Below are 23,994 nucleotides of genomic sequence, written 5' to 3' on the forward strand. Positions count from 1 at the left end.
TAACAGTCTTGTTATGGAGTCTAACTATGCTTAGTAATGCGTTAAAAAAAATTCGTCTGTTTCACAACATGAAGCAAAATGAACTTTCTCAAAGCCTAAATATTTCTAACTCTTATCTTTCTGAAATTGAAAATGGCAAAAAGTCTCCAAGTATCGAAATTTTACAGAATTACGCAGTCATCTTTGATATACCTGTTTCTTCTCTCTTATATTTTTCAGAGCAATTAGAAAGTGAAGGTAAAATCTCTAAGAGTTTTAGAATAAAATCAGCAGGTTTTGTTTTAAAGTTGTTGGATTGGAGTATTAAAAATGAGCAAAAAGAAGGTAAAGGCTAACAAAGTTTATTCTTTAAACCAATGCAGACTGTATAAAGTTACAAGTTTAAATAAACTTTGCTTAATTCTGAAAATAACTGAAGAAGAGCTAAATTTATTAGTTGAGAGTTACGAAAATAGCGACTTTTATAACTGTTATATCAATAAAGATGGACGTCCAATCCAAGAACCTAAAAAATTGATGTATCGTGTGCACAACCGAATAGCTAACTTGTTATCAAGAATTGAAACTCCTGAATATATGCACTATTCAAAAAAAGGACACTCACATATTAGTAATGCAGAAGTTCATTTGCATTCAAAGCAACTGATGACTTTTGATATTAAGTCTTATTATTCAAGCATAAGTAGTGAATCAATAAGAATATTCTTTAAGCATAAATTAGAATGTGAGCAAGATATAGCTTATCTTTTATCAAGACTATGTACTCTTGATGGTTCACTACCTACAGGCAGTCAGATTAGTGTTTATCTATGTAATTTGGTTAATTTAGATATGTTCGATGAAATGAAATTACAGTGTGAGATGTTTGAGCAGAAATTTACGGTTTATGCTGATGATATTACCATATCAGGGAAGTGTGTAAATCAAAGCCATTACAACATAATGAGTAAGATTTTAAATCGTTATGGCTATGAAATTAAAGAAAGTAAGACTAAACGATTTACTAAAAATAAAATTCCAGTTGTTACAGGTATAGCTCTTAAAAAAACTTTGGACGTAAAGAATAGTTTCTATATGGAGTTAAGGCAGTTATGTGAAGGTATTAATACTCATATAGATGATGCACCTTACCCTCAACTTAAGGATGAGTATTACTCTCTTAAAGGTAAAGCTCAGTACGTGAAACAATTAAACCAAAAGATTCCAAAGTTCGTATTCCAAACCCAAGCTAAATTAGAAAAGAAACTTGAAGGTCAACTTTAAGCTACTATCGACAATAATATTGTTCAAATACGTATTAGTAGTAATGAAAAAGCGAGCTTTCAAACAGAAGCTCGCTTTTCTTTAGCTAAAACCAAACCTTTACAAATTCGGATTCAACCACTTTTCAGCCGTTTTCATATCCCAGCCTTTACGCTCAGCATAACTCTCTAATTGGTCACGACTGATTTTGCCGACGTTGAAGTACTCACTATCAGGATGCGAGTAATAGAATCCACTGACCGATGACGCAGGCCACATCGCATAGCTTTCGGTTAGCGTTGTACCGATGGCATCTACCGTACCAAGCCAGTCAAACAATTTGCCTTTTTCGGTATGCTCAGGGCACGCAGGGTAGCCAGGTGCAGGGCGGATGCCGACATATTTCTCTTTAATCATCTCATCATTAGTGAGTGACTCAGTTGGTTGATAGCCCCAATACTCTTTACGGATTAGCTCATGCAGATGCTCGGCAAATGCTTCTGCTAAGCGGTCAGACAATGCCTGTACCATAATCGCATTATAGTCATCGCCTGCTGCTTTATACTTTTCAGCGAGTGCTTCTGTACCCACGATGGAGACAGTAAAGCCACCCAAGTGGTCAGTATGCGTCTCTGATGGCGAGATAAAGTCTGCCAAGCTAAAGTTTGGCTTGCCACTGGCTTTGTCGCTTTGCTGACGTAAGTGTTCAAACTGATAGGTCGGTTTGCCGCCATCAGTAGGCGCATTGTCATAGACCGTGACCGTATCGGCACCCGTACGGCGCGCAGGCATAAGTTTAAACACCCCTTTGGCGACGATTAATTTTTCATCAATCATCTTTTGCATCAGCTCATTGGCATTATCAAACAAATCGCGTGCCGCTTCGCCGACCACATCGTCTTGCAATATCTTCGGATACTTACCGACCAGTCCCCAAGAGATAAAGAATGGTGTCCAGTCGATATAAGGCAGTAGATTAGCGATTGGATAGTCATCAAATATCACTTGCCCCAGCTTATTGGGGACTGGTGGCACATAGTTTTCCCAATCATACTGAAAGCCAATTTTGACCGATTCGGCATACGTGACCTTCGCCGCCTTTGGCTGACGCTTGGCAAGGCGTTCACGTACTTTGACATACTCTTCGCGAGTTTCATCGATAAGCGCTTGACGGTGTTCTTTGGAGAGCAGTTTGGTGACTACACCGACTGAGCGTGAGGCATCAGATACATAGATGACGGCATCATTTTGGTATTGTGGCTCGACTTTGACTGCTGTATGCGCTTTGGAGGTCGTTGCACCGCCAATCATCAAGGGTAGCGTCATGCCGCGCTCTTGCATTTGTTTGGCGACATAGACCATCTCATCGAGACTTGGGGTAATCAGACCTGATAAGCCAATGATATCGACTTCTTCTGCGATAGCGGTATCGAGGATTTTTTCACACGGCACCATGACACCCAGATCGACGATGTCATAGCCGTTACAGCCCAGCACCACGCCGACGATGTTTTTACCGATATCGTGGACGTCACCTTTGACAGTTGCCATGAGGATTTTGCCTTTCTTTTCACCCTCGACTTTTTCTGCTTCAATATACGGATTTAGCCACGCAACGGATTGTTTCATCACGCGAGCTGATTTGACCACTTGTGGTAAGAACATTTTACCGGCACCAAATAAGTCACCGACGATATTCATCCCGTCCATCAATGGCCCTTCGATGACTTCTAGCGGCTTGGGGTATTTCTCCCATGCCTCTTTGGTATCGGCTTCGATAAAGGTGGTGATGCCTTTGACCAGTGCATGGGCGATGCGTTCTTCTACCGTGCCTTCGCGCCAGCTCATATCAACGGTGCTGTCTTTTTTCTTACCACCGTTTTGGTAGTTCTCAGCCACAGTCATCAGACGTTCGGTGGCATCTTGACCGCTCTCACCTTGGTTCCGATTGAGCATCACATCTTCGATGGCGTCACGAGCTTCCTTTGGAATATCATCATATAACTCAAGCATGGCAGGATTGACGATACCCATCGTCAGGCCATTGGTAATCGCATGGAATAAAAACACCGAGTTGATGGCTTCACGAATCGGGTTACCACGGAAACTAAACGACACGTTAGACACACCGCCCGATACCATGGCATTGGGTAGGTTTTCAGTAATCCATTTAGTGGCGTTAATGAAATCAGCACCGTAGTTATTGTGCTCAGTGATACCGGTGGCGACCGCAAAAATGTTCGGGTCAAAGATAATGTCTTCTGATGGGAAACCAACTTCATTGACCAACACATCATAGCTGCGCTGACAAATCTGAATCTTACGCTCGTAAGTATCGGCTTGACCGTCTTCATCAAATGCCATGACGATAACGGCGGCACCGTAGCGCATACAAAGTTTGGCACGCTCAACGAACTCAGCATGACCTTCTTTTAATGAGATAGAGTTGACGACGGACTTGCCTTGGATACGCTTAAGACCTTCTTCGATGATATCCCATTTAGACGAGTCAATCATCAGCGGTACGCGGCTGATATCAGGCTCACCAGACACGAGGTTGACGAAATGAATCATCGCTTGCTTGGAGTCGAGCATGCCTTCGTCCATATTGATATCGACGATTTGCGCGCCGCCTTCGACCTGATCTCGCGCCACATCGAGTGCTTCGGTATAGGCTTCGGTTTTAATCAAGCGTAAAAACTTTTTAGAGCCTGTCACGTTGGTACGTTCACCGACGTTGACAAATAAGCTATCAGAATTAATAGTAAATGGCTCAAGCCCCGATAAACGGCAGGCAGGTGGGATATCTGGAACGACGCGCGGTGGATAATTTGCCACCATTTTAGCGATTTGACGGATATGCTCAGGCGTCGTACCACAACAGCCACCAACGATGTTTAAAATACCCGCTTTGGCAAAGCCTTCGAGTAGGGCAGCGGTTTGTTCGGCTGTTTCATCATATTCACCAAACTCGTTGGGCAGACCTGCGTTCGGATGCGCTGATACATAGGTATTAGCAATGTTCGACAGCGTTTGGATATGCGGACGCAGCGCATCAGCGCCTAATGCGCAGTTAAAGCCAACCGATAATGGCTTGGCATGGCGAATTGAGTTATAAAAGGCTTCGGCGGTTTGACCTGATAGCGTTCGACCTGAGGCATCGGTAATGGTACCCGAAATCATAATTGGTAATTCAAAACCAATATCATCAAACACGCCTGTGATGGCAAAGATTGCAGCTTTGGCATTGAGCGTATCAAATATTGTTTCGATGAGGATGAGATCAACACCACCTTCTATCAGGCATAAAGTCGCTTCACGGTAATTTAGTACCAATTCGTCAAAGGTAATGTTACGAAAAGCTGGGTCATTGACGTCCGGTGATAGCGAGCACGTGCGTGAAGTTGGCCCTACGACACCAGCGACAAAACGCGGCTTCTCAGGTGTTTTTGCCGTAAATTCATCCGCCGCTTGACGGGCAATCTTGGCTGCTGTCTTATTCAGCTCAGGCACTAGATACTGCATATCGTAGTCAGCCATCGACAGACGCGTACCGTTAAAGGTATTGGTCTCGATAATATCGGCACCAGCTAGCAGATGATCGTGATGAATGTCTTTAATCATGTGCGGCTGTGTCAGTACCAATAAATCATTGTTACCGCGTACGTCTTGATTGATATCGGCAAAACGCTCACCACGATAATCCGCTTCTTCTAATTTATAGGTCTGAATCTGTGTACCCATCGCCCCATCTAACATCAAGATGCGTGATGCCATTTGCTCGGTGATACGTGCACGTGCCGTCAGTTGCTGCTCTTTATAAGGAAACACGGCAGGTGGCGTTAAAATAAAGTCATCAGCGGATGATGGGCTAGAAGTAGGAGCAGATTGAGAAGTCATCGTTTGAGTCATAGGAGCGCTTCTTATATCGTCAATGTTATAAAAGGGGAAGTAATAAGAATAAGAATAATAAATAGCGTGCAAAATTCATAAAAGGCGTGGGCAAATCCGCATTATTCTAGCATGAAAATCATACCTCACGTGGGACAGTACTTATTCCTCTTTGGCAATATGCTAGACAAAAAATCTGCCTGCTGATTGAGTGAGCATGATGTTCAAAGTTTATGGCATTAAATGATTAGGAACAAATGAATATCATTTCGCTTAAAGATTACATAAAGCTTTGTTTCTGCAAATGAAAGCCAACGATTGTGCTTAAAAGTCAGACAGAGTTTACACCTGTACTACAAAAAGTTGCGTAAAGAGGAATTGATAAAGCTTGGTTATATGTTAATTTAATTTCAGAAGGATTGATGTTTCATAAGCAATACTTACTAGTAGATGTTAATAGTTGTATTCAATGATACTTGGCATTTATCACTATTATTAGCGCCAGTATTTGCGATAAGGGAAGACGATCTAATCTGCAAGACAGTTACAGGATAGTCAATAAATACTTAATCATTAAGGATAATGTTATGAAGCTTACTAAAATTGCTACCATCGGTACATTAGCACTCTCAATCGCTGGTTTGAGCGCTTGTAATAATATGATGCCAAGTAAAAGCGCAGCCATGAAAGCACCTATGCACAGTCAATCTATGGCAAAAATGAACGTGGTACAAATTGCCCAAAGTAATCCTGACTTCTCGCTACTGGTCGAAGCCGTCGTAGCGGCAGATTTGGCGGGTGCTTTGTCTAACCCGAATGCAAACTATACAATATTTGCGCCGACCAATGCCGCATTTGTACAAGTCCTGCAAGAAACAGGCATGAGCAAAGCACAACTATTTGCTAACAAGCCAATATTGACTAAGATTTTAGGCTATCACGTGATTAACGGTGCTGCGCCAGTATATGCGAAAGACGTTAAACCGGGCAATATTACTATGTTCAGTAAAGATACTCTGATGGTCACCAATCAGGGCAAATTGATGGACGAAAATGGTCGTACTACCAATATTATAAAAACCGATATTGCTGCTAATAACGGCGTAGTACATGTTATCGATAGAGTGTTACTGCCCAAATAAGATTAACTTCAAAATTTCAGTTAAAGAATTATATCCCTATTACTTTGTATGATGCAGTTGGTACGAGTACCAGCTACCGTCTTTGATGACATGATTGTTAAATACACGCTATTTTGATTGCTAACGGTTTTAGATGAAGCTCCTTTAGATGACACTGCTGGCATTTAGAACTTTTGAGATATTTTTTAAGCGTGTCATCATTATTGTTTAACACTACGACAATAAACGACAGTCATCTTTGTTTCTTGTTGAAAGCTTTGATCATTTAACAATTTAAATCATTCGACTTCAATCATTCGACGGATGCTACTGACAAAGTAGATGGTTCATCTGAACTCATACATAAGGATATAATCATGCTAAAAAGAACCCTATTATCTCTGGCGCTTGCCATGATCGTTTTGCCGCTAGCCGCTTGTAATGACGACGACAATGATTTTTCAGTTGTTGTAGAAGCGCCAACACAAAATATTGCAGAAATTGCTGCTGAAAATAAAGATTTAACTATTCTTAATGCTGTGCTAAAGGCATCTGGACTTGATAAAGTTTTGATGTCATCAGAGGACGAATTTACTGTATTTGCACCTACTGATGCTGCATTTGCTGAATTATTGGAAGAGCTTGATCTGACGTCAGAAGAGTTATTGGCTGACAAAGAGCTATTAACCATGGTCTTAACTTATCATGTTATCCCTAATATGACAGTCAAAGCAGCTGACATTCCTTATGGCGACAGTATCGAAACAGTCAATGGTCAAGCGTTCTCTATTAGTGATGCCAATGTCATTATGGATGCAAGTGGAGATACCTCTAAAATTATCAAAACAGATGTATTGGCCACTAATGGCGTCATTCACCTCATTGACGATGTATTGCTACCTACTGACAAGTCTATAGTCGATCTAGCCGTTGCCACAGAGGATCTCAGTATCCTCAAAGAAGCGGTGGTAGCAGCAGGACTGGCTGACGCCCTGGCTGATGAAGACGCTGACTTTACCGTCTTTGCACCCAATAATGCCGCTTTTGCTAAATTATTAGCTGAACTTGATATAAGTAAAGAACAGCTATTACAAGATAAGCCGTTGTTGACGAAAGTGCTCACCTATCATGTGATTGAAGACGACCGCGTCTTTGCCTCTGAAATTATGGCAGGCAGTCAAGAGATGTTGGAAGGCAGCAGCATCACATTTGACGCTAAAAAACAAATTACCGACGAGAGAAATCGTACCTCTAATATCGTGACCGCGAATATACAAGCGAACAATGGAGTTGTACACGTGATCGATACAGTGTTGCTACCTAAGTAAGCATTAATCCGAAATTAATCAGTTAAAATTATAGTTATTGGTATAGCAGAGGCGACATTATTACTATTGTTTAGTTGCTATCATTTGCAACAGATAAGTGGTTCGCTGTTATATACATTAACTGGGTTAAGTTATTTGTCAAACAATTCACTTAACAGACCATCCCTTTATAAGGAAATACTTATGTTGAAGAAAAACTTGCTTTCTATTGCTGTCGTTACAGCTGCCATGTCATTAGCCGCTTGTAATGATAAAGAAGCAGTTACTGATCCTGTTGAGCCTGAAGTGACTACTGAAGAAGTGGTTGTAGAGCCCGTTGCCGAAGTTGAGCCAATGACTGAAGCCGATCCAATGGCCGATACTGCTGCGACGCAAAGTATTGCTGAAATAGCCGCTGGCAACGAAAATCTAACGATTCTAACGGCTGCATTACAAGCTGCTGGCTTAGATACAATGATGATGGATGCAGGGACCTATACGGTATTTGCACCAACTGATGATGCATTTGCTCCTGTGTTAGAGAAGCTAGGCGTTACTAAAGAAGAGCTATTAGCCGATACAGATCTACTGAAAAAAGTACTTCCATATCACGTAGTGCCTATGGTTGTTATGGCAGCTGACATTCCTTATGGTACTGATGTTGCTACTGTAAATGGTGCTACTATCAATATTAGCGATGCTAATGTCATCACTGATGCGACTGGTAACACGGCTAATATTACTGGTACAGATATCATGGCAACGAACGGTGTGGTTCACACTATCGATGCAGTATTGATGCCTGAGTAAGTTGTTTTGATAGTCTCTTTATTTATGATTAATTAATTATTTAAATAATGACGTCGAAGAAGCCTAGCTATTGAGCTGGGCTTTTTTGCGTTTGGGAGATACCTAATGTTTACCATAGCATTGATATAAGTCAGTCGCATGAAAACGGTTCAATGTAGTGGAGAGTAAGATAAATAGCCTCTCATTGGTTCACACTAATGCAAGTTTAAAGAGTAATGATGACTTATGTAAGATATCTATTGAAGGCTTATGAATGCAAAGGTTTGAAACAAAAAAGCCCGAAACGATGGTTTCGGGCTTTTGTTTTGGAGGTTTGAATAACAATTATGTTAAAGAATAATAGCTACGTTATAGAATATTACTTATGCTCTTTGCGTAGTGGATCTGCTGCCATTCTTTGTTGCTCTTTTAGATGACGCTCTTCCCAATAAGGGGCGTTTTTGATGCCGAATTTTGCAGGATCAAAACTGTAGCGCTCAACACCTGCTTTACGCTGTGCTTCATAGTCTTTTAGCATAGTAAGTGTTGGACGAGCCACAATAAAGATGACCAAGATACCAACGATGTTCAACCAAGCCATAAGCCCAACACCAATATCACCAATAGCCCAAATGTAGCCAGCTGAGTTTAGGCCGCCGTAAGCAACCATCACCATGATTAAGATTTTGACTAAGAATAGACCAGTCTTGTTGGCACTGCGACCGACAAAGCGCGTTAGATAAGCAACGTTCACTTCAGCGATGTAGTAGTAAGCCAAGATAGTGGTAAAGGCAAAGAAGAAGACAGCAATAGCAATAAAGGTGTTACCAAAACCACCATAAACAGATTCCATCGCCATTTGCGTGAATGCAGGGGCGTTGATTTCAGTGGTAGCAGCGACATTCTGTACGATGAACTGACCGTCTGGTAATGTACCTTGAATGTTATAGGTACCCATGGTTAGGATCATGAAGGCAGTAGCAGAACATACTAATAGGGTATCGACATATACTGAGAATGCCTGAACCAAACCCTGCTGTGATGGATGCTCAACTTCAGCAGCAGCAGCAGCATGAGGACCTGTACCTTGACCTGCTTCATTTGAGTAAATACCACGTTTTACGCCCCAACCAATCGCTGCACCAAAACCTGCTTGAGCAGTAAAGGCATCGCTAACGATTAGACCGAATACTTGTGGAATCATATCAAAGTTAGTAAACATGATGATCAGTGCAAGAACGATATAGCCCAATGCCATAAAAGGAACGGCATACTCGGTAAACGTTGCGATACGCTTGATACCACCAAAAATGATAATACCTAATACCACAAGGATAATGGCTAAGGCTACTAGACGCATTGAGCCAACTTCTAAGGCGCCAATGCTCATAACAGACCCTTCGCCCATTACCTGTGCGAAAGCATTGATAACGCCGTTTGCCTGTACACCTGGTAAAAATATACCACAAGCGAGGATAGATGAGATTGCAAAGAGAATGCCATACCATTTTTGGCCAAGTGCGCGCTCAAAATAGTAAGCTGGGCCACCGCGATATTCGCCAGTGATGACATCTTTTTCTTTGTAAATCTGTGCGAGCGTAGATTCAACATAAGCAGTAGATGCGCCTAAGAAGGCCACGACCCACATCCAAAATACGGCACCTGGGCCACCGAAGCCGATAGCCGCAGCTACCCCAGCGATGTTACCCATACCCACGCGTCCTGCGAGTGATACGGCAAGTGCCTGAAATGATGAAATACCTTGATCACTAGATTTACCAGTAAAAAGTAACTTGATCATTTCACCGAACAGCCGCACTTGTACGAAGCGCGTCATAATGGAATAAAATAGGCCCGCGCCCAAGCACAGATAGATCAGTGCGGGGCTCCAGATAATTCCGTTTACTAAGTTAACTAAACCTTCCATATGTATATTCCTAGTACTGTCTCAAAGTGGCTCTGTATGCTAGGAGTAAGCTAACTGGTTAACTTACTTATTTAAGTTAAGCAGTTAAATTATCTACATCGACTCATGTATATCCGTTAAGTCTCATACGCGCTTAGCCACTAAGAATGGACTGTAGTTGTCTGTAGTTATCCGCTTGGTTTATCAGTAATATTGACAGTTTGCTTATGCTTATTACCGACGATATGCGTATCAGCATAGTTGCAAGGCGTAAGCTGTCTCAATTACTGCGACATTTATCTTATCAATTAATATCTCAGATGAATGTTCAGTAGACCAATGGATAAAACAGGCGGTTATAATATTAAATACTTATCATGTCGATAGCATTCAACTTTTGGTGAGCAGTATCGATTGACTACAGGCTTGGTGTGGCTGATTGAAACGATTAAGCGAATCTCTAATAATTGAGTAATATTTTACATAGAAATCAACAACTCGCTAATACTAATCAAGCCATAAGTCCACTACCAAATGTATTCAAACCGTACGGCTACGTAACTGCAATTTGCCATATTTTTGTCGTAATTACTAGAATTTTCTTTGTACAGAAGCATATATATTCATATTGAGTCAGGCAGATATGACTACAAATAACGATGAAATATCGTATGTTTTGACCGTTGTTAGATGTCGAATCAATAGATAAAGCCACATCGACTACACAAAAATAGAGCGGTCATTCAGCGCTTATCTGTCACTCCTCTATGCTGGACAAGGTATGCACTAAAGATAATGCTAGTGGTTCGATGATATTTGTGATGTAGATATTATCAATAATAGGTAATAAAGACGAGCAATAGTCATGGGATAGCAGTGTGGTTTTGCGGTTGTGTTTTGGTAACGGCTAATTGTAAAAATACTGAGATAGCGCCATCATTGTGTAAGATATCTTATCCTATAGTTTCGTTATCGTTGATAAGACGAGAGCATAGGGCGGCATACGATTGCTATCGTACTCATTAAATGCTGTTTTTATGTTTAGTGTGGCTTTAATATAAGTGATGTGCCTTTATTATAAAAAATATGCGGCTTCAATATAAATAGACATACATTTGCATGACCTCATGTATCAGCTTCAAAATACAAGCTTTAAAAAATTATTAAAAAAGTGTTACTGGCTATTTATTATTTACCATTATTAGGAGAAACAATGATGACGCGTCAATCAATTGTAAAACCCATATTGCTCGCAGCCGTGTTAGCGACGTCTACCGTTGGTCTAAGCGGTTGTGGCTACAACAACCTGCAGGCTCAAGATGAGCAAGTTACCGCGTCGTGGTCAGAAGTGGTGAACCAATATCAACGCCGCGCTGATTTGGTACCAAACTTAGTCAAAGTCGTGCAGCAGTATGCTGAACAAGAACAAGAAGTGTTTACTCAAGTAGCTGAGGCACGCTCTCGTGCTGGTAGCATTACTGTCACGCCAGAGGTACTGAATGATCCAGAAGCGATGGAGCGTTATGCAGCTGCACAGGAACAGATGACAGGTGCACTATCACGTTTGATGGCTGTCTCTGAACGTTATCCTGAGTTAAAGTCAGATGCTTTGTTCCAAGACTTACAAGCCCAGCTCGAAGGCACTGAAAACCGTATTGCCGTTGCTCGTAACCGTTATATTCAAGAAGTGCAAAGCTATAATACAACGGTGCGCCAGTTCCCAACCAACATTACAGCAAAAGTATTTGGTATGAATGCCAAGCCGAACTTTAGCGTGGCGAATGAAGACGCTATTTCAACCGCACCAAGTGTTGACTTCGGTGATGATAAGTCAGCGACAGCTGAGTAGTGGTGATTGAATAGAGATGAAAACAGAGCGGAATTTGCCGCTCTGTTTGTTTAATTTTTTATCGTTTAGCTCAGTTAGCCACTAGTTTGCTTAGCCACATTTTTAAAGGTATTGATGGATATGAATGCCTATTAAACTTAATACCAAATCCAAAAAGTACGATTAGCTATGTCAAATTTGGTTTCTTTGCTATGCTAGTTTTTGTGAATGGTATCACGTAGATTCACTCAGTACAGATGTCACTTGAGGTGGTATAGATTAGATGAACAATTCAAAAGCAATCCTATCAGTATTACTGTTCACACTCAGCGTCAGTAGTGCGCCTGTGTTGTATGCTGCGCCTAATGAAGCCATTGATAGCACCTCAGACATGCAAAGTCGTAGTGTTGAGGATTTGGTAGCGATTGCCAAAGCGGGCGAGTCTAATGAAGCGATCAATGACGCTGTATTGGGTAATGATGCAATCAATGATGCCATTTTAGGTAATGAGGCGATCAACCCTAATGCGGCTAATAATGATGCCACAGTTGGGTCAACAGCCGCAAATCCTTCTCCTATACAGTCAAATGCACCCAGTGTCGATGCCGATAAACTCATATTAAATAATCCTGTGGTTGATCAGGCCAATATTCTAAATCCGCAAGAAAAACAGCGTCTAGAGGCGCAGCTTAGAAATATTTATAAGCAAGGTCTTGCGCAAGCAGCGGTGGTTATCGTTCCTACGACCAATGGCGTTCCTATCTTTGACTATGCTCTACAAGTAGCTGAGAAGTGGCAGCTGGGCAATAAAGACATCGATGATGGCTTACTCATGGTAGTCGCCGTCAATGACCGTGATATGTACATTTTGACGGGTTATGGACTAGAGGGTGTCTTACCAGATGCTGCCGTCAATCGTATTATTCGTGAAGATATCACGCCGTTATTTAAGCAAAATAACTATGGCACTGGGATAATAGCTGGCGTTGACGCGCTCAAAACGCGGCTGACTGCTGATCCTGAGGTATTGGCTCGTGCTGATGCGCAAGCAGCCGAGCGTAGTGCACAACAAGGTTCAGACGAGCTACCATCGCCCATATTTTTATTCATTATGGCAATGATATTTGGAAGCTTTATTACCAGTATTTTTGGTCGTGTATTTGGTTCTATTATTACTGCTGGTGGGTTTTTTGCGGGATCGTTAGCCTTAGGCGGTGGTTTTTTTATGACCGTTATCATGGCTATATTCTTATGGCTATTTTTGATTTCACGTGGCGGCGGTGGTGGTAAAGGTGGGTCTGGCGGCGGTCGTAGAGGCGGCGGCATGATATTCCTACCTGGTATGGGCGGTGGCGGTGGCTCTGGAGGTGGCGGCTTCGGCGGCGGCGGCTTCGGCGGCGGCGGCTTCGGTGGTGGAGGCGGCGGTTTTGGCGGCGGCGGTGCTGGTGGCTCGTGGTAGACGCTTGGTAGATGCTTAAGTAAAAACAGATACTAAACGACCGTCAGCAATGACGTATTTGAGGAAATAGTAAAATGTCAGAAAACAACGCGTCAAATCCCAGTTTTGCCCGCTGGTGGCGTCAAGTCTTATTTATTCCTATATTGCATAGTAAATGGTTAACAGCAGCAGCCAAAGCACGTTTAACAGACGAGGTGACCCGTGCAGAGCGAGGGCATCGGGGTGAGGTGTTTTTGATTGTAGAAAACCATCTGCCGATTCAAGAGGCGTACTATATTGGCTGTCGCGAACGTGCGATTGAGCTGTTTAGTGAGTATCGAGTTTGGGATACTGAAGAGAATACGGGCGTCTTGGTGTATGTCAATATTTGCGAGCACCAGTTAGAGATCGTAGCTGATCGTGGTATCAGTGCTCATGTCAGCCCCACCGTTTGGCGGGCGATGTGTGATAAGGCTGTGTCAGGTATTGCCAATCAAAAAACCGAAGAAAGCCTTGCTGAATTGTTAGATGAAGTTGGGCAAGTGCTGCGTCAGTATTATCATTTGGAGCAGGATCCAGCGGGTAACGAGTTGTCTGATACTGTGGTGTTTTTGAAGTAACGTAGATGAGGGAATCTGATGGGTTGTTATTTTGCTAGCATCGTGTTCTTTTATAGGGTTTCGACCTCAATTACAATATAATAGCGCCTCTAGAAATCGAGGGTGACTGATATATTGCTCAAGCGTCTATACAGGCTTTGCATTTATAAAGGCACTTCTCAAAAGCACTCTACTACAAAAAGCCGTCACTGGAATCCTATGATTGATTTAATAAAGAAATTACCAAAAGCTGAGCTGCATTTACATATTGAAGGCTCACTAGAACCTGAGCTGATGTTTAGATTGGCCAAAAAGAACCAGATAGAGATTCCTTATAAAGACATAGAAGATGTGCGCAACGCCTACAACTTCACCAACTTGCAAACCTTTTTAGATATCTACTATGCAGGCGCAAATGTTCTGATCAGTAAAGACGATTTTTATGATTTAACGTGGGAATATATACTTAAGTGTGTTGAAGATAACGTCATTCACACAGAGATATTTTTTGACCCGCAGACGCATACTGAACGAGGCATACCTTTTGAAGTGGTGATAACAGGTATCAAAGAAGCGCTTGCAGATGCCAAAGAAAAATATGGTATCACCTCTTGTATTATCATGTGTTTCCTAAGGCATTTATCACAAGAAGAAGCGTTTGAGACGTTGGAGCAAGCACTGGCATTCAAAGATGACATCATCGGTGTCGGTCTTGATTCGTCAGAGCTGGGCAATCCACCATCGAAATTCAAAGATGTCTTCAAAAAAGCTAAAGAAGCAGGTTTTAAGCTGGTCGCCCATGCTGGTGAAGAGGCAGATTTTTCGTACATTTACGAAGCACTGGACTTATTAAATATCAATAGAATCGATCATGGTGTGCAATCGATAACAAGCCCAGAGTTGATGCAAAGACTGAAAGATGAGCAAATGCCGCTGACCGTTTGCCCGAACTCAAATATTGAGCTGAAAGTCTTTGATAATTACAAAGAACACAATATCAAGGAGCTGCTAGATTATGGTCTAAATATCACCATAAACTCAGACGACCCAGCCTATTTCAAAGGTTATATGAATCAGAACTTTATAAATATATGCGAAAATTTACCGCTAACAGAAGATGATGTTGTTACTTTGGTAAAGAACTCCTTTAATGCCTCATTTATTAGTGATGAATTAAAAGTAGCATATTTGGCGAAAGTTGATCTGGCACTAAAGTAAATCAACTATGATTAGGTTTTAGTACCCGAGGCTTAACGGTTGATATCAATCGTTAAGCCTTTTCTTTTTTACACGGTATGCTTTTTAGGTTCAAGCGACTTAGGTTCAAGTGACTTAGGTTCAGGCGACTAGAGCGCAGTGATTTTCTGGATTAATAACGGCATAATCACACCAGCTTTTTCTGCTAAAATGATATCCACAATAGTATTCGGCGTTGGATTGGGATTTATCTCAATAATTTTGGCATCATTTTGCTTCGCTAACTGTGCGAGTCCAGCGGCAGGATAGACGAGACTGGAGGTGCCAATACTGATAAATACCTCGCAGTTCGCCGCCGCATCTTCTGCCGTTTGCCATGCTTGTACTGGTAATGCTTCGCCAAACCAAATGATATCTGGTCTGATATAGCCATCGCAATGGCGACAGGTCATCAGTGTGTCATCAAAATTGATTGTATCCTCGCTATGATACGAACCCCTCGATTGACTTTGGCAGGCTGTCTCGCATTGACTACAGCGGTTATGCCACAGATTGCCATGCAAATGAGTTACCGTACTGCCAGCTTGCTCATGTAAATCATCAACATTTTGAGTGATAAGCGTTAATGATTGGTTGGACGACTGAGTATGGTATCGCCACTGCGCTAAGGCAAAATGTGCAGGATTCGGTTTTTTATCTGCGACCAATTGCCTGCGCCATTGATACCATGACCACACCAGTTTTGGATCACGAGTGAAAGCCTCAGGTGTCGCCAAGTCTTCCACACCATAGTTTTCCCACAAGCCTGTTTGCTTATCTCGGAAAGTTGGAATGCCACTTTCGGCTGAAATCCCTGCACCCGTTAAGATGCAAATATGCTGTTTGGATGTCAATAATTTAGCAGCAAGTTCTACTTCTGCTATTAACGCTGGTGATAATTCTGCTAACATGAGCCAACCCTTGCTAATAATGGATATCTCTTCTAATGATAGATGGAATTTGGTGGCTTGTCATATTGTTTGCCGTTATTGCCGCTTTATGGTTGTTGGCAAAGTCACGAGGCGTAAAAGTGGGTGAGACAATTCATAATAAATCGTCTAAAAGCGTGAAAAAACCTATTAATGACGACCTGCAAAAAACATCCGTGCTGATCAAACAGTATTTTCCTGATTATCGAGTCACACGCAAGACCAATCATTTATTGCTCAGTAAACAAGATAAAAAAATTGCAATGATTACGATGGATAAGAAAATTGCTTCAGGTCAGCGCCTGTTGGGTAACGTGCCCGTGATTAATTACCATCGTGTGCCTAACCGTGCCCAGCTAGCAGCTAATTTGCAGCAAGCAGAGTAGGCGAGTGTTATAAGCGAAATGCCTATCAATAGACGAGTATGCACAGTGAAATCCGCAAATATTTTGAGCGCGGGGTTGATGTATATTTGAGATTTAGGTTAATACTAAGGAAGGATGAAACAAAGATTATAAATACGTTGATTGGTGCGCTCGGCGGGAATCGAACCCACGACCCTCGGCTTCGGAGACCGATACTCTATCCAACTGAGCTACGAGCGCATAATAACAACGGCGTACGGTATTATCAACATCATGCCTAAACGCGCGTTCTGAGCAGTAAAGATGTCGAAAAATAAAGACCGCTTAGTCTAACAAATAAAATCCATAAAGCCAATGAATGAAGACAGTGATTGATGTTTTTTAAGAAAAAACAGGATAGTCATTAAACAGGCATGGCAATCTACCTGCCTTTTCCCTTATAATGACAGGGAGAATTCATATTTATAATCACCGATTACAAGTGTGCTAGTACGCGGGATGGCTGTTTGCTATTGATAACTATTTGGTTGTCAAAGGAGGACAAGCAGAATGTCTGAGCCGTATAAGCCTTTGTATATGTAATAAGAGAACGTGACGAATGAGAAAAGTAGTTATGTTATCGGCAGCTGCCATTCTAGGAATCGCTAGTATCGCGGTGAGCCAAGCTGAAAGTGTTGTAGACACTCCTGTAACTGTTTCTGATGTAGCAGCAGCGCAGGAAGTGGTAGCAAATGCGCCTGAGCAGTTGGGTGATGATACCCAAGCTGCTGCAGATACGACTGATGGCGATGCACCTGCCGCAGAAACTGCCGCTGCCGCACCTGCGGTTGATGAAGAGCCTATTCCGCAAGATACGCCGCAAGTGCAAAAGCTGATTGCTTTGTATCCTAACTTAATTGCTCGCATTCAGCCAGTTGCTAAAGTGTGCTTTGAAGACGATGAAGTTTGTGATGTGACGGCACGTGCCGCTGGCCCAGCAGCGGGTGATGGTCCTCGTGATGGCAAAGCAGTATACAACGCGGTATGTCAGACTTGTCATGCGGCAGGTCTACTTGGCTCACCAATCTTAGGTGACGCTGGTGCATGGGGACCACGTATTTCCAAGGGTAAAGAAACATTATACACTCATGCTATCAATGGTTTTAACGCCATGCCTGCTAAAGGTGGCGCTGATATCCCTGATGAAGAAGTTCAAAACGCTGTCGATTATATGGTTGGTGAAGCAAGCTAATAGTATTGAATATCTGGCTAAGCCTTTTACCCTATATATCAGTGGAGCGCCTATTTCATTAAATGAGATAGGCGCTTTTTTAATGATGAGTATTATCAATACGGTACTTCTAAGGCATTACAGTTGAAATTCATCGACACTAGCCTCACTTTATGACACTACACAGTCTCTTCTGTCTGTTTATATTCTAAAAACTATTTTACATAAATTTATAACCAATAAAGAGGTTTTCATGTCTGAGGTACCAGCACTTGCTATCCAGAATTTATCCAAAACCTATAGCAATGGGTTTTCGGCACTCAAAGATGTCAGTTTAACCGTCCCGCAAGGAGGTTTTTTTGCGTTACTGGGGCCCAATGGTGCTGGTAAATCAACCATGATTGGTATTATTAGCTCGCTTTTTAAACCAACAACTGGCAGCGTAAAGATCTTTGGCACCGACTTACTAGAGAATCCGTCTGTTGCTAAACAGTATCTTGGTATCGTCCCACAAGAGTTTAATTTTAATATGTTCGAAAAAGTCGAAGATATTTTGATTACACAGGCCGGTTACTTTGGCATTCCTGCCAAAGAAGCACGCCCACGGGCAAAACGATTATTAATGGCGCTAGGTCTGTGGGACAAGCGCAATAGCAAATCACGTGAGCTATCAGGTGGTATGAAGCGCCGGTTGATGATTGCAAGGGCGCTGATTCATAAGCCAAAATTATTGATTTTGGATGAGCCAACCGCTGGGGTAGATATCGAGTTACGCCGCTCTATGTGGGAGTTTATGCAGCAGATTAATATCGAAGAAAACACCACGATTATTCTGACGACTCATTATCTTGAAGAAGCGGAGCAGCTGTGCAAACGCATTGCGATTTTGGATCATGGTGAGATTCGTATTAATACCGAGATGAAGGACTTGCTAGCGCAGCTATCGGTTGAGACTTTTGTTTTTGATTTGGAGACACCGCTTACGCGTCAATTGGTTTTGGCAGGAGTGACAGACACATCGCAGCCTGATGATCAGACGCTTGAAGTCACACTGACTGAAGGCGAATCGTTGAATGGTGTTTTTGACCAGTTATCGGCGCAAGGTATCACGGTAGCCAGTATGCGTAATAAAGCCAATCGACTGGAAGAGCTATTTATGCGTTTAGTAGACAAAAATATCCAAAGTGCAGACAGCATGAAGGAGGCAGGATTGTGAGTCAAGAAATGATAGATCCTAATAAAACCATGTCATGGAATAAAAAGTGGATTGCTTTTCGCACCATTTTGTTAAAAGAGGTTCGCCGAATTCTGCGTATTTGGCCACAGACCTTGCTGCCACCAGTTATTACGATGAGTCTCTATTTTGTCATCTTCGGTAAGATGATTGGCTCGCGTGTGGGTGAAATGGGCGGCGTACCATACATGCAGTTTATCGTGCCTGGCCTCATTATGATGTCGATTATTACCAACAGTTACTCCAATGTGGTATCGAGCTTCTTTAGTGCTAAGTTCACCTCCAGTATCGAGGAGCTATTGGTTTCGCCAGTATCCAAACATGCGATTTTAATGGGTTATATCAGTGGTGGTATCTTTCGTGGACTGGCCATTGGTATCATCGTCTCAATAGTCGCACTATTTTTTACCGACCTTGGCATTGAACATTTATTTGTGACGGTATTTACGGTACTGGGTACGTCTATCTTATTTTCACTTGGTGGCTTTATCAACGCCGTGTTTGCTCGCTCATTTGATGATATTTCTATCATTCCAAGTTTTGTGCTTACGCCATTGACTTATCTAGGTGGTGTGTTTTACTCGATGGAAAACTTGTCACCATTTTGGCAAAATATCTCGCTATTAAATCCTATCGTTTATATGGTGAACTCGTTCCGTTACGGTATTCTCGGTTATTCTGATGTGAATGTCTGGTATTCGATGGCCGCTATTTTTGTCTTCTGTGCGGTATTCTATACCATCGCCTATCGTTTACTCAGTAATGGCTCACGTGTGCGCTTGTAGATTAGTTTGTAAAATGTAGCTTGCCACCTTATTATAAGAGTCCAACATTGTTGGGCTTTTTTTATGAAAATTTTTTTTGTCAGAAGTATGAGTAAGGCTTTTACAGCCACTTTATTGAGTACAATCACGAGCATTGCCATCGCAGCGCCACTTGCGGCAATGGATGATTATGATTGGGTCGTCATGGAGACGCCTGTAGATCCTGCAACGTATAAGTATGATTGCCATAACGACTACAAATATGAAACTTATGATGCGCTACAAAACTGTCTGTATAACTTGAGGGAAGATGCGGATAATGCGCTTAGTAAGCAATGGGGTATCAGCGATAAAGTCGTTAGAGAGAGAAATGCGATTTATATCAAAGTCGCTAATCGGAAAAACCCACTAGTATTTATTGATTACTCGAGCCCTTATGAGGAGGATTTTAATCCTTATTATTCGCTACAAGACTACGATAAATTACGGAAATTACTGACAATACATCAAAGATTTTATGAAGGAGAGAGCTTGACGGTAGTTAATTTAGCTACTGGGTTTTGGCAAGATTTTAGTCTCAGAAAGCTAAGTATCTCTCCTGATATGAGATATATAGTCGGTTTTGAAAGTGAAATGGGAGCGACGGAACATGTCAATATTTTGGAGCGACAAGATAGCGGTTACTATGAAGGCTACTATAAACAAGTCTATAGCAGTAGTGACGATTCAAAAAACTACGACAATCATAAAAAGTTTTATCAAGCAGATAAAGCACAGCAGGTTTATGATAGCGAAATCTTTACTTGGGTAAATGATGATAAGTTTTATGCAGATTCTTTTTATAAGTTGAATGAAGCGGATTCAGCGGCTTTTAGAGTACGATATACCTTTATTAAAAATGCCTCAACGGATAAGTGGCAACTGTATGAAGGTAGTAGGTAAGTGATCGCTATCTCTCATTGTATAAAGACGGTGTTGACTGTCGCAGGACTATTTATATTGACCACAATAGCAGCCTTAGATGCAAAGGCAGCGCCTTTAGCTTTAGAGCCATCGACAAATGAAGAGGTATGGATAAAAGTCGATGCGCCTGTAGTCATAGACTGGTATGAAGACAGCTGTCGATACGATCATACTGAATATCGAACGTTTAAAGATTATGAAAACTGTATTTTTAAATCGTTAGCCCAAGCTGATAATGCACAAAGCCGAAAATGGGGCTTGAGTGACCGCGTTATTCGAGAAAAAGATACCATTTATATTAATACACCCAACCATAAGCAACCATTGGTATTTAAGGGTTATCTTGAACCGTTTGAAGAAGAGTATAGGGCTCATTATCAATTGCAGGATTATGATAAATCACATCATCTGTTGCAGTTACTACGTACGATGTATGAGACTCAAGCGACTGTCATTGTCGATTTAAACACAGGGCGCTGGCAAGAGCTGTATGCGACCAATCTTAAGTTTTCTAGCGATATGAATCAAGTGGTAGGGTTTAATGGTAGGCAAGGTGTGACCAGAGATATCATAATATGGGAGCGTCAAAAAGCTGACAATGACGGACGCTATGCAACGATATTTGCTAGTAATGAATTATATGAACAAGATTATGATAATGACAAAAAACATGAGGTGTACGAAGCGCGAGATATCAGTTGGACAAGCAATAATAAAGTTAACGTTGATTTTTATTACAGAGTCAATCCCACTGACACGGTAGCATTTCGCGTGCGCTATATTTATGCGGCTGATAATAAAGAGGGTAAATGGCAGAGAGTTTTACCTGATGCTAATATCAACGATTAAAAAACAATAAAAAGGTCTAGCTCTCATATGCAAATAACTCTATCAGTCGCCACCTCAATTCGCATCTGTATGGCGAGTGCATTGCTACTGATGCTATCGGTGCCTGCGCAAGCAGACCTGCCCAAAGCGGCGATGGATGACTATGTTTGGGAGGTACTAGACAAGCCCGTTTATCCTAACTGGGGTGAGAATTGCAGTAGTGAAGATGAGCGGATTTATCAAGATTGCTTAGATAAAAGCTTGATGATTTATAATCAAAGACTCATCAAGAAATGGGGTTTATCAGAATACATTTCTCGCAAGCTAAACAAGACTATCATAAAGGTACCAAATCATGACCTTATCATATTGATGGACGATTTTGCAGAAGGGGAAAAAGAGCTTAGATATGTTTATCTTTTAGACCATTATGATGCAGATAACAACTGGCTTTATTTATCTGGGCAAATATATGAGACTAACAATACAGTATTGATTGATTTAGATTCAGGCTTCAAGCAAGAGTTTGAAGGATCTCATTTGACGTTTTCACCAGATATGACTTATGCAGCTACGGTTAAAGTTGAGTTTCCAGGAGAAGAAAATGTCATGATCTGGAAAAAAGATAAGAGCGATGCTTACCAGTATGACGAAAAAAATAACAGGGATTACGATAAATTCCGACAACATTTAAAATTTTATAATGGTAGCGAAGATAATCCAATGGTTCGCAAGGTAGAGGTTGAATGGATTACCAATGAGAGCTTATTGGTAGATTTCTATTTCAAAATGAACGATAGCGATACTGCTGCTTACCGAGTACGCTTTAACTATGTAAAGACAGATTCTGCATCAGACTGGCAAATGATTCCCATAAAATAGCCCATTGCTGTAAAATGACTGGTTTTTATTTCATTATATTTAAGCATGACAGGTAAGTAACTTATGAGTATTCACGGTATCTTGGGTGAGCAAACCACTGACTATCCAACCGAGTATAGTCCAGAGACCTTGTATCCTATCGCTCGCAGTATGGGTCGCGATGCAATTGGCTGGCAAGACGATAAGTTGATGGTTGGCATCGATTGGTGGCAGGCATTTGAGATGTCTTGGTTGAATCCGCAAGGACTCTCGCAAGTGGCTATCGCGCGTTTTGGTATTCCAGCCAGCTCGCCATTTATCGTTGAGTCAAAGTCACTTAAGCTCTATCTAAACAGTATCAACTTTACTGAATTCGCTAGTTGGAATGATGTGCAAGCGCTGATTGCTAAAGACTTATCAGCCTGTGTACAAGCAGACGTGCAAGTTGAGTTGTTTAGCTTAAATGACGACCTGCATAATAAGACAACAGGGCTATTGATTGCTCAGCCTGAGGGTGTTTGTATTGATAATGCCTTAGGAAATAGTACGGATAAAGTGGCATTGACGATGCACCCTGATGCGTCGCTATTGAGTGGTGATAAAACGGATGCTCATTCAGAAATCCACAGCGTGCAGCCCTATACTTTTTATTCTAATTTGCTACGTAGTAATTGTCCGGTGACCAATCAGCCAGATTGGGGCACGTTGGCGGTTTCGGTTACCAGTAATAAAACAGTCGATGAGGCCGGAATGCTGCGTTACATCTTAAGTTTTCGTCAGCATAACGGTTTTCATGAGCAATGTGTGGAGCAGATATTTGCTGATTTGAGTCAATACTATGAGCCAAGTGAGCTGATGGTTCGCGCATGGTACACGCGCCGAGGCGGTATCGATATCAACCCTTGCCGTGTGAGTGATATAACCTTGCTACCTAAACCAAGTCGTTTGATTCGCCAGTAAATGAATGTTCACTACCATGTTTAATAATGAAGATTTTTAGCTTTCATAGATGAGCGTTTTCTCTTATACTCAATAAACCTTATTTTATGAATATTGAGATGCAGTTATGAAGTTAAAAACCAGCTTTTTAACCGCTCTAGGGACTGCTATTTTGTCTCTTTCTACCTTGCAGTTAGCACAGGCTGCATTTGTGGAAAATCAATATAACTGTGAAGACGCTTATATGGAAGTGGCTTATGATTGTGGTAACGATGCGATTATAGTCGAAAAAAATCGCCTTAATAAAATCTATATGAGCGTTTATCGTACTTTGAATACGACAGAACAACAGCAGTTGGATAAAGAACAGCGTATATGGTTAAAGGATCGTAATGATAAGTGTGACTTTGAATACGAAGGTCCAATGAATAATTCTGTGGTGTACGCTCAGATTAGCGCGAATGTTTGCACCGCTAATGAGACACAGAAACGTAGTAAGGCGATTACTAAAAAATATAATATCAAATAGCAATTTTCATTTTTT

Annotated in this window: 21 protein-coding genes and 1 tRNA gene; 18 read left to right on the top strand and 4 right to left on the bottom strand. The window is 41.6% G+C overall.

Translation table 11 applies throughout. The features are described 5' to 3' along the window. The first annotated feature begins 26 nt into the window (after positions 1 to 26). Positions 27 to 335, top strand: a complete 309-nt coding sequence (locus tag ACP69U_RS03575; protein ID WP_426137834.1) for a helix-turn-helix transcriptional regulator — start codon at positions 27 to 29, stop codon at positions 333 to 335. Continuing rightward, positions 310 to 1,263 carry a reverse transcriptase family protein gene (locus ACP69U_RS03580; protein WP_426137835.1) on the top strand — a complete coding sequence of 318 codons (954 nt, stop codon included), beginning with the start codon at positions 310 to 312 and terminating at the stop codon, positions 1,261 to 1,263. Before ACP69U_RS03575 ends, ACP69U_RS03580 begins: the two co-directional genes overlap by 26 nt. 99 nt (positions 1,264 to 1,362) lie before the next feature. Here ACP69U_RS03580 and metH read toward each other — a convergent pair whose 3' ends face one another. Further along, complete coding sequence (gene metH, locus ACP69U_RS03585; protein WP_426137836.1) at positions 1,363 to 5,154, bottom strand: methionine synthase; 3,792 nt, start codon at positions 5,152 to 5,154, stop codon at positions 1,363 to 1,365. 566 nt (positions 5,155 to 5,720) lie between these two features. On the opposite strand from metH, the gene ACP69U_RS03590 reads away from it, so the two are divergent. The 3 genes from ACP69U_RS03590 (at position 5,721) to ACP69U_RS03600 (ending at position 8,371) form a co-directional block, all read left to right on the top strand. Then, entirely contained in the window at positions 5,721 to 6,275 is a 555-nt protein-coding gene (locus ACP69U_RS03590; RefSeq protein WP_426137837.1) for a fasciclin domain-containing protein, read from the top strand. A gap of 356 nt (positions 6,276 to 6,631) precedes the next feature. Continuing rightward, positions 6,632 to 7,582, top strand: a complete 951-nt coding sequence (locus tag ACP69U_RS03595; RefSeq protein WP_426137838.1) for a fasciclin domain-containing protein — start codon at positions 6,632 to 6,634, stop codon at positions 7,580 to 7,582. Between the two features lie 183 nt (positions 7,583 to 7,765). Then, the gene (locus ACP69U_RS03600; protein ID WP_087814347.1) at positions 7,766 to 8,371 is read left to right on the top strand and encodes a fasciclin domain-containing protein; all 606 of its coding nucleotides are present in this window, start codon (positions 7,766 to 7,768) and stop codon (positions 8,369 to 8,371) included. Between the two features lie 358 nt (positions 8,372 to 8,729). On the opposite strand, the gene ACP69U_RS03605 is transcribed toward ACP69U_RS03600, so the two are convergent. Beyond that, positions 8,730 to 10,277: an alanine/glycine:cation symporter family protein gene (locus ACP69U_RS03605; RefSeq protein WP_055125213.1), complete on the bottom strand. Its 1,548-nt coding sequence runs from the start codon at positions 10,275 to 10,277 to the stop codon at positions 8,730 to 8,732. Positions 10,278 to 11,472: 1,195 nt separating this feature from the next. Between ACP69U_RS03605 and ACP69U_RS03610 the strand changes: the two genes are divergently transcribed. From ACP69U_RS03610 to ACP69U_RS03625, 4 genes are all read left to right on the top strand, one after another. After that, a complete protein-coding gene (locus ACP69U_RS03610) occupies positions 11,473 to 12,105 on the top strand; it encodes a LemA family protein (protein ID WP_045456163.1) in 633 nt (210 codons plus the stop codon). Positions 12,106 to 12,367: 262 nt separating this feature from the next. After that, on the top strand, positions 12,368 to 13,543 hold the full coding sequence (locus ACP69U_RS03615) for a TPM domain-containing protein (protein ID WP_426137839.1): 1,176 nt from the start codon (positions 12,368 to 12,370) through the stop codon (positions 13,541 to 13,543). A gap of 74 nt (positions 13,544 to 13,617) precedes the next feature. Then, complete coding sequence (locus ACP69U_RS03620; protein ID WP_045456157.1) at positions 13,618 to 14,142, top strand: TPM domain-containing protein; 525 nt, start codon at positions 13,618 to 13,620, stop codon at positions 14,140 to 14,142. A 198-nt stretch (positions 14,143 to 14,340) separates the two neighbouring features. After that, positions 14,341 to 15,339: an adenosine deaminase gene (locus tag ACP69U_RS03625; protein ID WP_426137840.1), complete on the top strand. Its 999-nt coding sequence runs from the start codon at positions 14,341 to 14,343 to the stop codon at positions 15,337 to 15,339. A gap of 128 nt (positions 15,340 to 15,467) precedes the next feature. Here the strand turns inward: ACP69U_RS03625 and ACP69U_RS03630 are convergent, their stop codons facing one another. Beyond that, positions 15,468 to 16,268 carry an SIR2 family NAD-dependent protein deacylase gene (locus ACP69U_RS03630; RefSeq protein ID WP_426137841.1) on the bottom strand — a complete coding sequence of 267 codons (801 nt, stop codon included), beginning with the start codon at positions 16,266 to 16,268 and terminating at the stop codon, positions 15,468 to 15,470. 35 nt (positions 16,269 to 16,303) lie between these two features. On the opposite strand from ACP69U_RS03630, the gene ACP69U_RS03635 reads away from it, so the two are divergent. Further along, positions 16,304 to 16,672, top strand: a complete 369-nt coding sequence (locus ACP69U_RS03635) for a hypothetical protein (protein ID WP_045454568.1) — start codon at positions 16,304 to 16,306, stop codon at positions 16,670 to 16,672. A gap of 142 nt (positions 16,673 to 16,814) precedes the next feature. Here the strand turns inward: ACP69U_RS03635 and ACP69U_RS03640 are convergent. Then, positions 16,815 to 16,891 (bottom strand) — tRNA-Arg (locus tag ACP69U_RS03640). Between the two features lie 358 nt (positions 16,892 to 17,249). On the opposite strand from ACP69U_RS03640, the gene ACP69U_RS03645 reads away from it, so the two are divergent. From ACP69U_RS03645 to ACP69U_RS03680, 8 genes are all read left to right on the top strand, one after another. Continuing rightward, the gene (locus ACP69U_RS03645; protein WP_201560461.1) at positions 17,250 to 17,882 is read left to right on the top strand and encodes a c-type cytochrome; all 633 of its coding nucleotides are present in this window, start codon (positions 17,250 to 17,252) and stop codon (positions 17,880 to 17,882) included. A 232-nt stretch (positions 17,883 to 18,114) separates the two neighbouring features. After that, on the top strand, positions 18,115 to 19,077 hold the full coding sequence (locus tag ACP69U_RS03650) for an ABC transporter ATP-binding protein (protein WP_109591520.1): 963 nt from the start codon (positions 18,115 to 18,117) through the stop codon (positions 19,075 to 19,077). Positions 19,078 to 19,106: 29 nt separating this feature from the next. Beyond that, complete coding sequence (locus tag ACP69U_RS03655) at positions 19,107 to 19,880, top strand: ABC transporter permease (RefSeq protein ID WP_045446727.1); 774 nt, start codon at positions 19,107 to 19,109, stop codon at positions 19,878 to 19,880. 63 nt (positions 19,881 to 19,943) lie between these two features. After that, positions 19,944 to 20,801 carry a hypothetical protein gene (locus ACP69U_RS03660; protein ID WP_426137842.1) on the top strand — a complete coding sequence of 286 codons (858 nt, stop codon included), beginning with the start codon at positions 19,944 to 19,946 and terminating at the stop codon, positions 20,799 to 20,801. Continuing rightward, the gene (locus ACP69U_RS03665) at positions 20,802 to 21,671 is read left to right on the top strand and encodes a hypothetical protein (RefSeq protein WP_426137843.1); all 870 of its coding nucleotides are present in this window, start codon (positions 20,802 to 20,804) and stop codon (positions 21,669 to 21,671) included. A 27-nt stretch (positions 21,672 to 21,698) separates the two neighbouring features. After that, on the top strand, positions 21,699 to 22,532 hold the full coding sequence (locus ACP69U_RS03670) for a hypothetical protein (protein ID WP_314885134.1): 834 nt from the start codon (positions 21,699 to 21,701) through the stop codon (positions 22,530 to 22,532). A 63-nt stretch (positions 22,533 to 22,595) separates the two neighbouring features. Then, positions 22,596 to 23,471, top strand: coding sequence for an NADPH-dependent 7-cyano-7-deazaguanine reductase QueF (gene queF / locus ACP69U_RS03675; RefSeq protein WP_314885132.1), 876 nt, complete (start codon positions 22,596 to 22,598; stop codon positions 23,469 to 23,471). Between the two features lie 106 nt (positions 23,472 to 23,577). After that, the gene (locus ACP69U_RS03680) at positions 23,578 to 23,979 is read left to right on the top strand and encodes a lysozyme inhibitor LprI family protein (protein ID WP_314885130.1); all 402 of its coding nucleotides are present in this window, start codon (positions 23,578 to 23,580) and stop codon (positions 23,977 to 23,979) included. Positions 23,980 to 23,994 lie beyond the last annotated feature (15 nt).

Origin of the sequence: Psychrobacter sp. TWR1-1-1 (assembly GCF_049895865.1) — a bacterium.
Lineage (GTDB): Bacteria > Pseudomonadota > Gammaproteobacteria > Pseudomonadales > Moraxellaceae > Psychrobacter > Psychrobacter immobilis_A.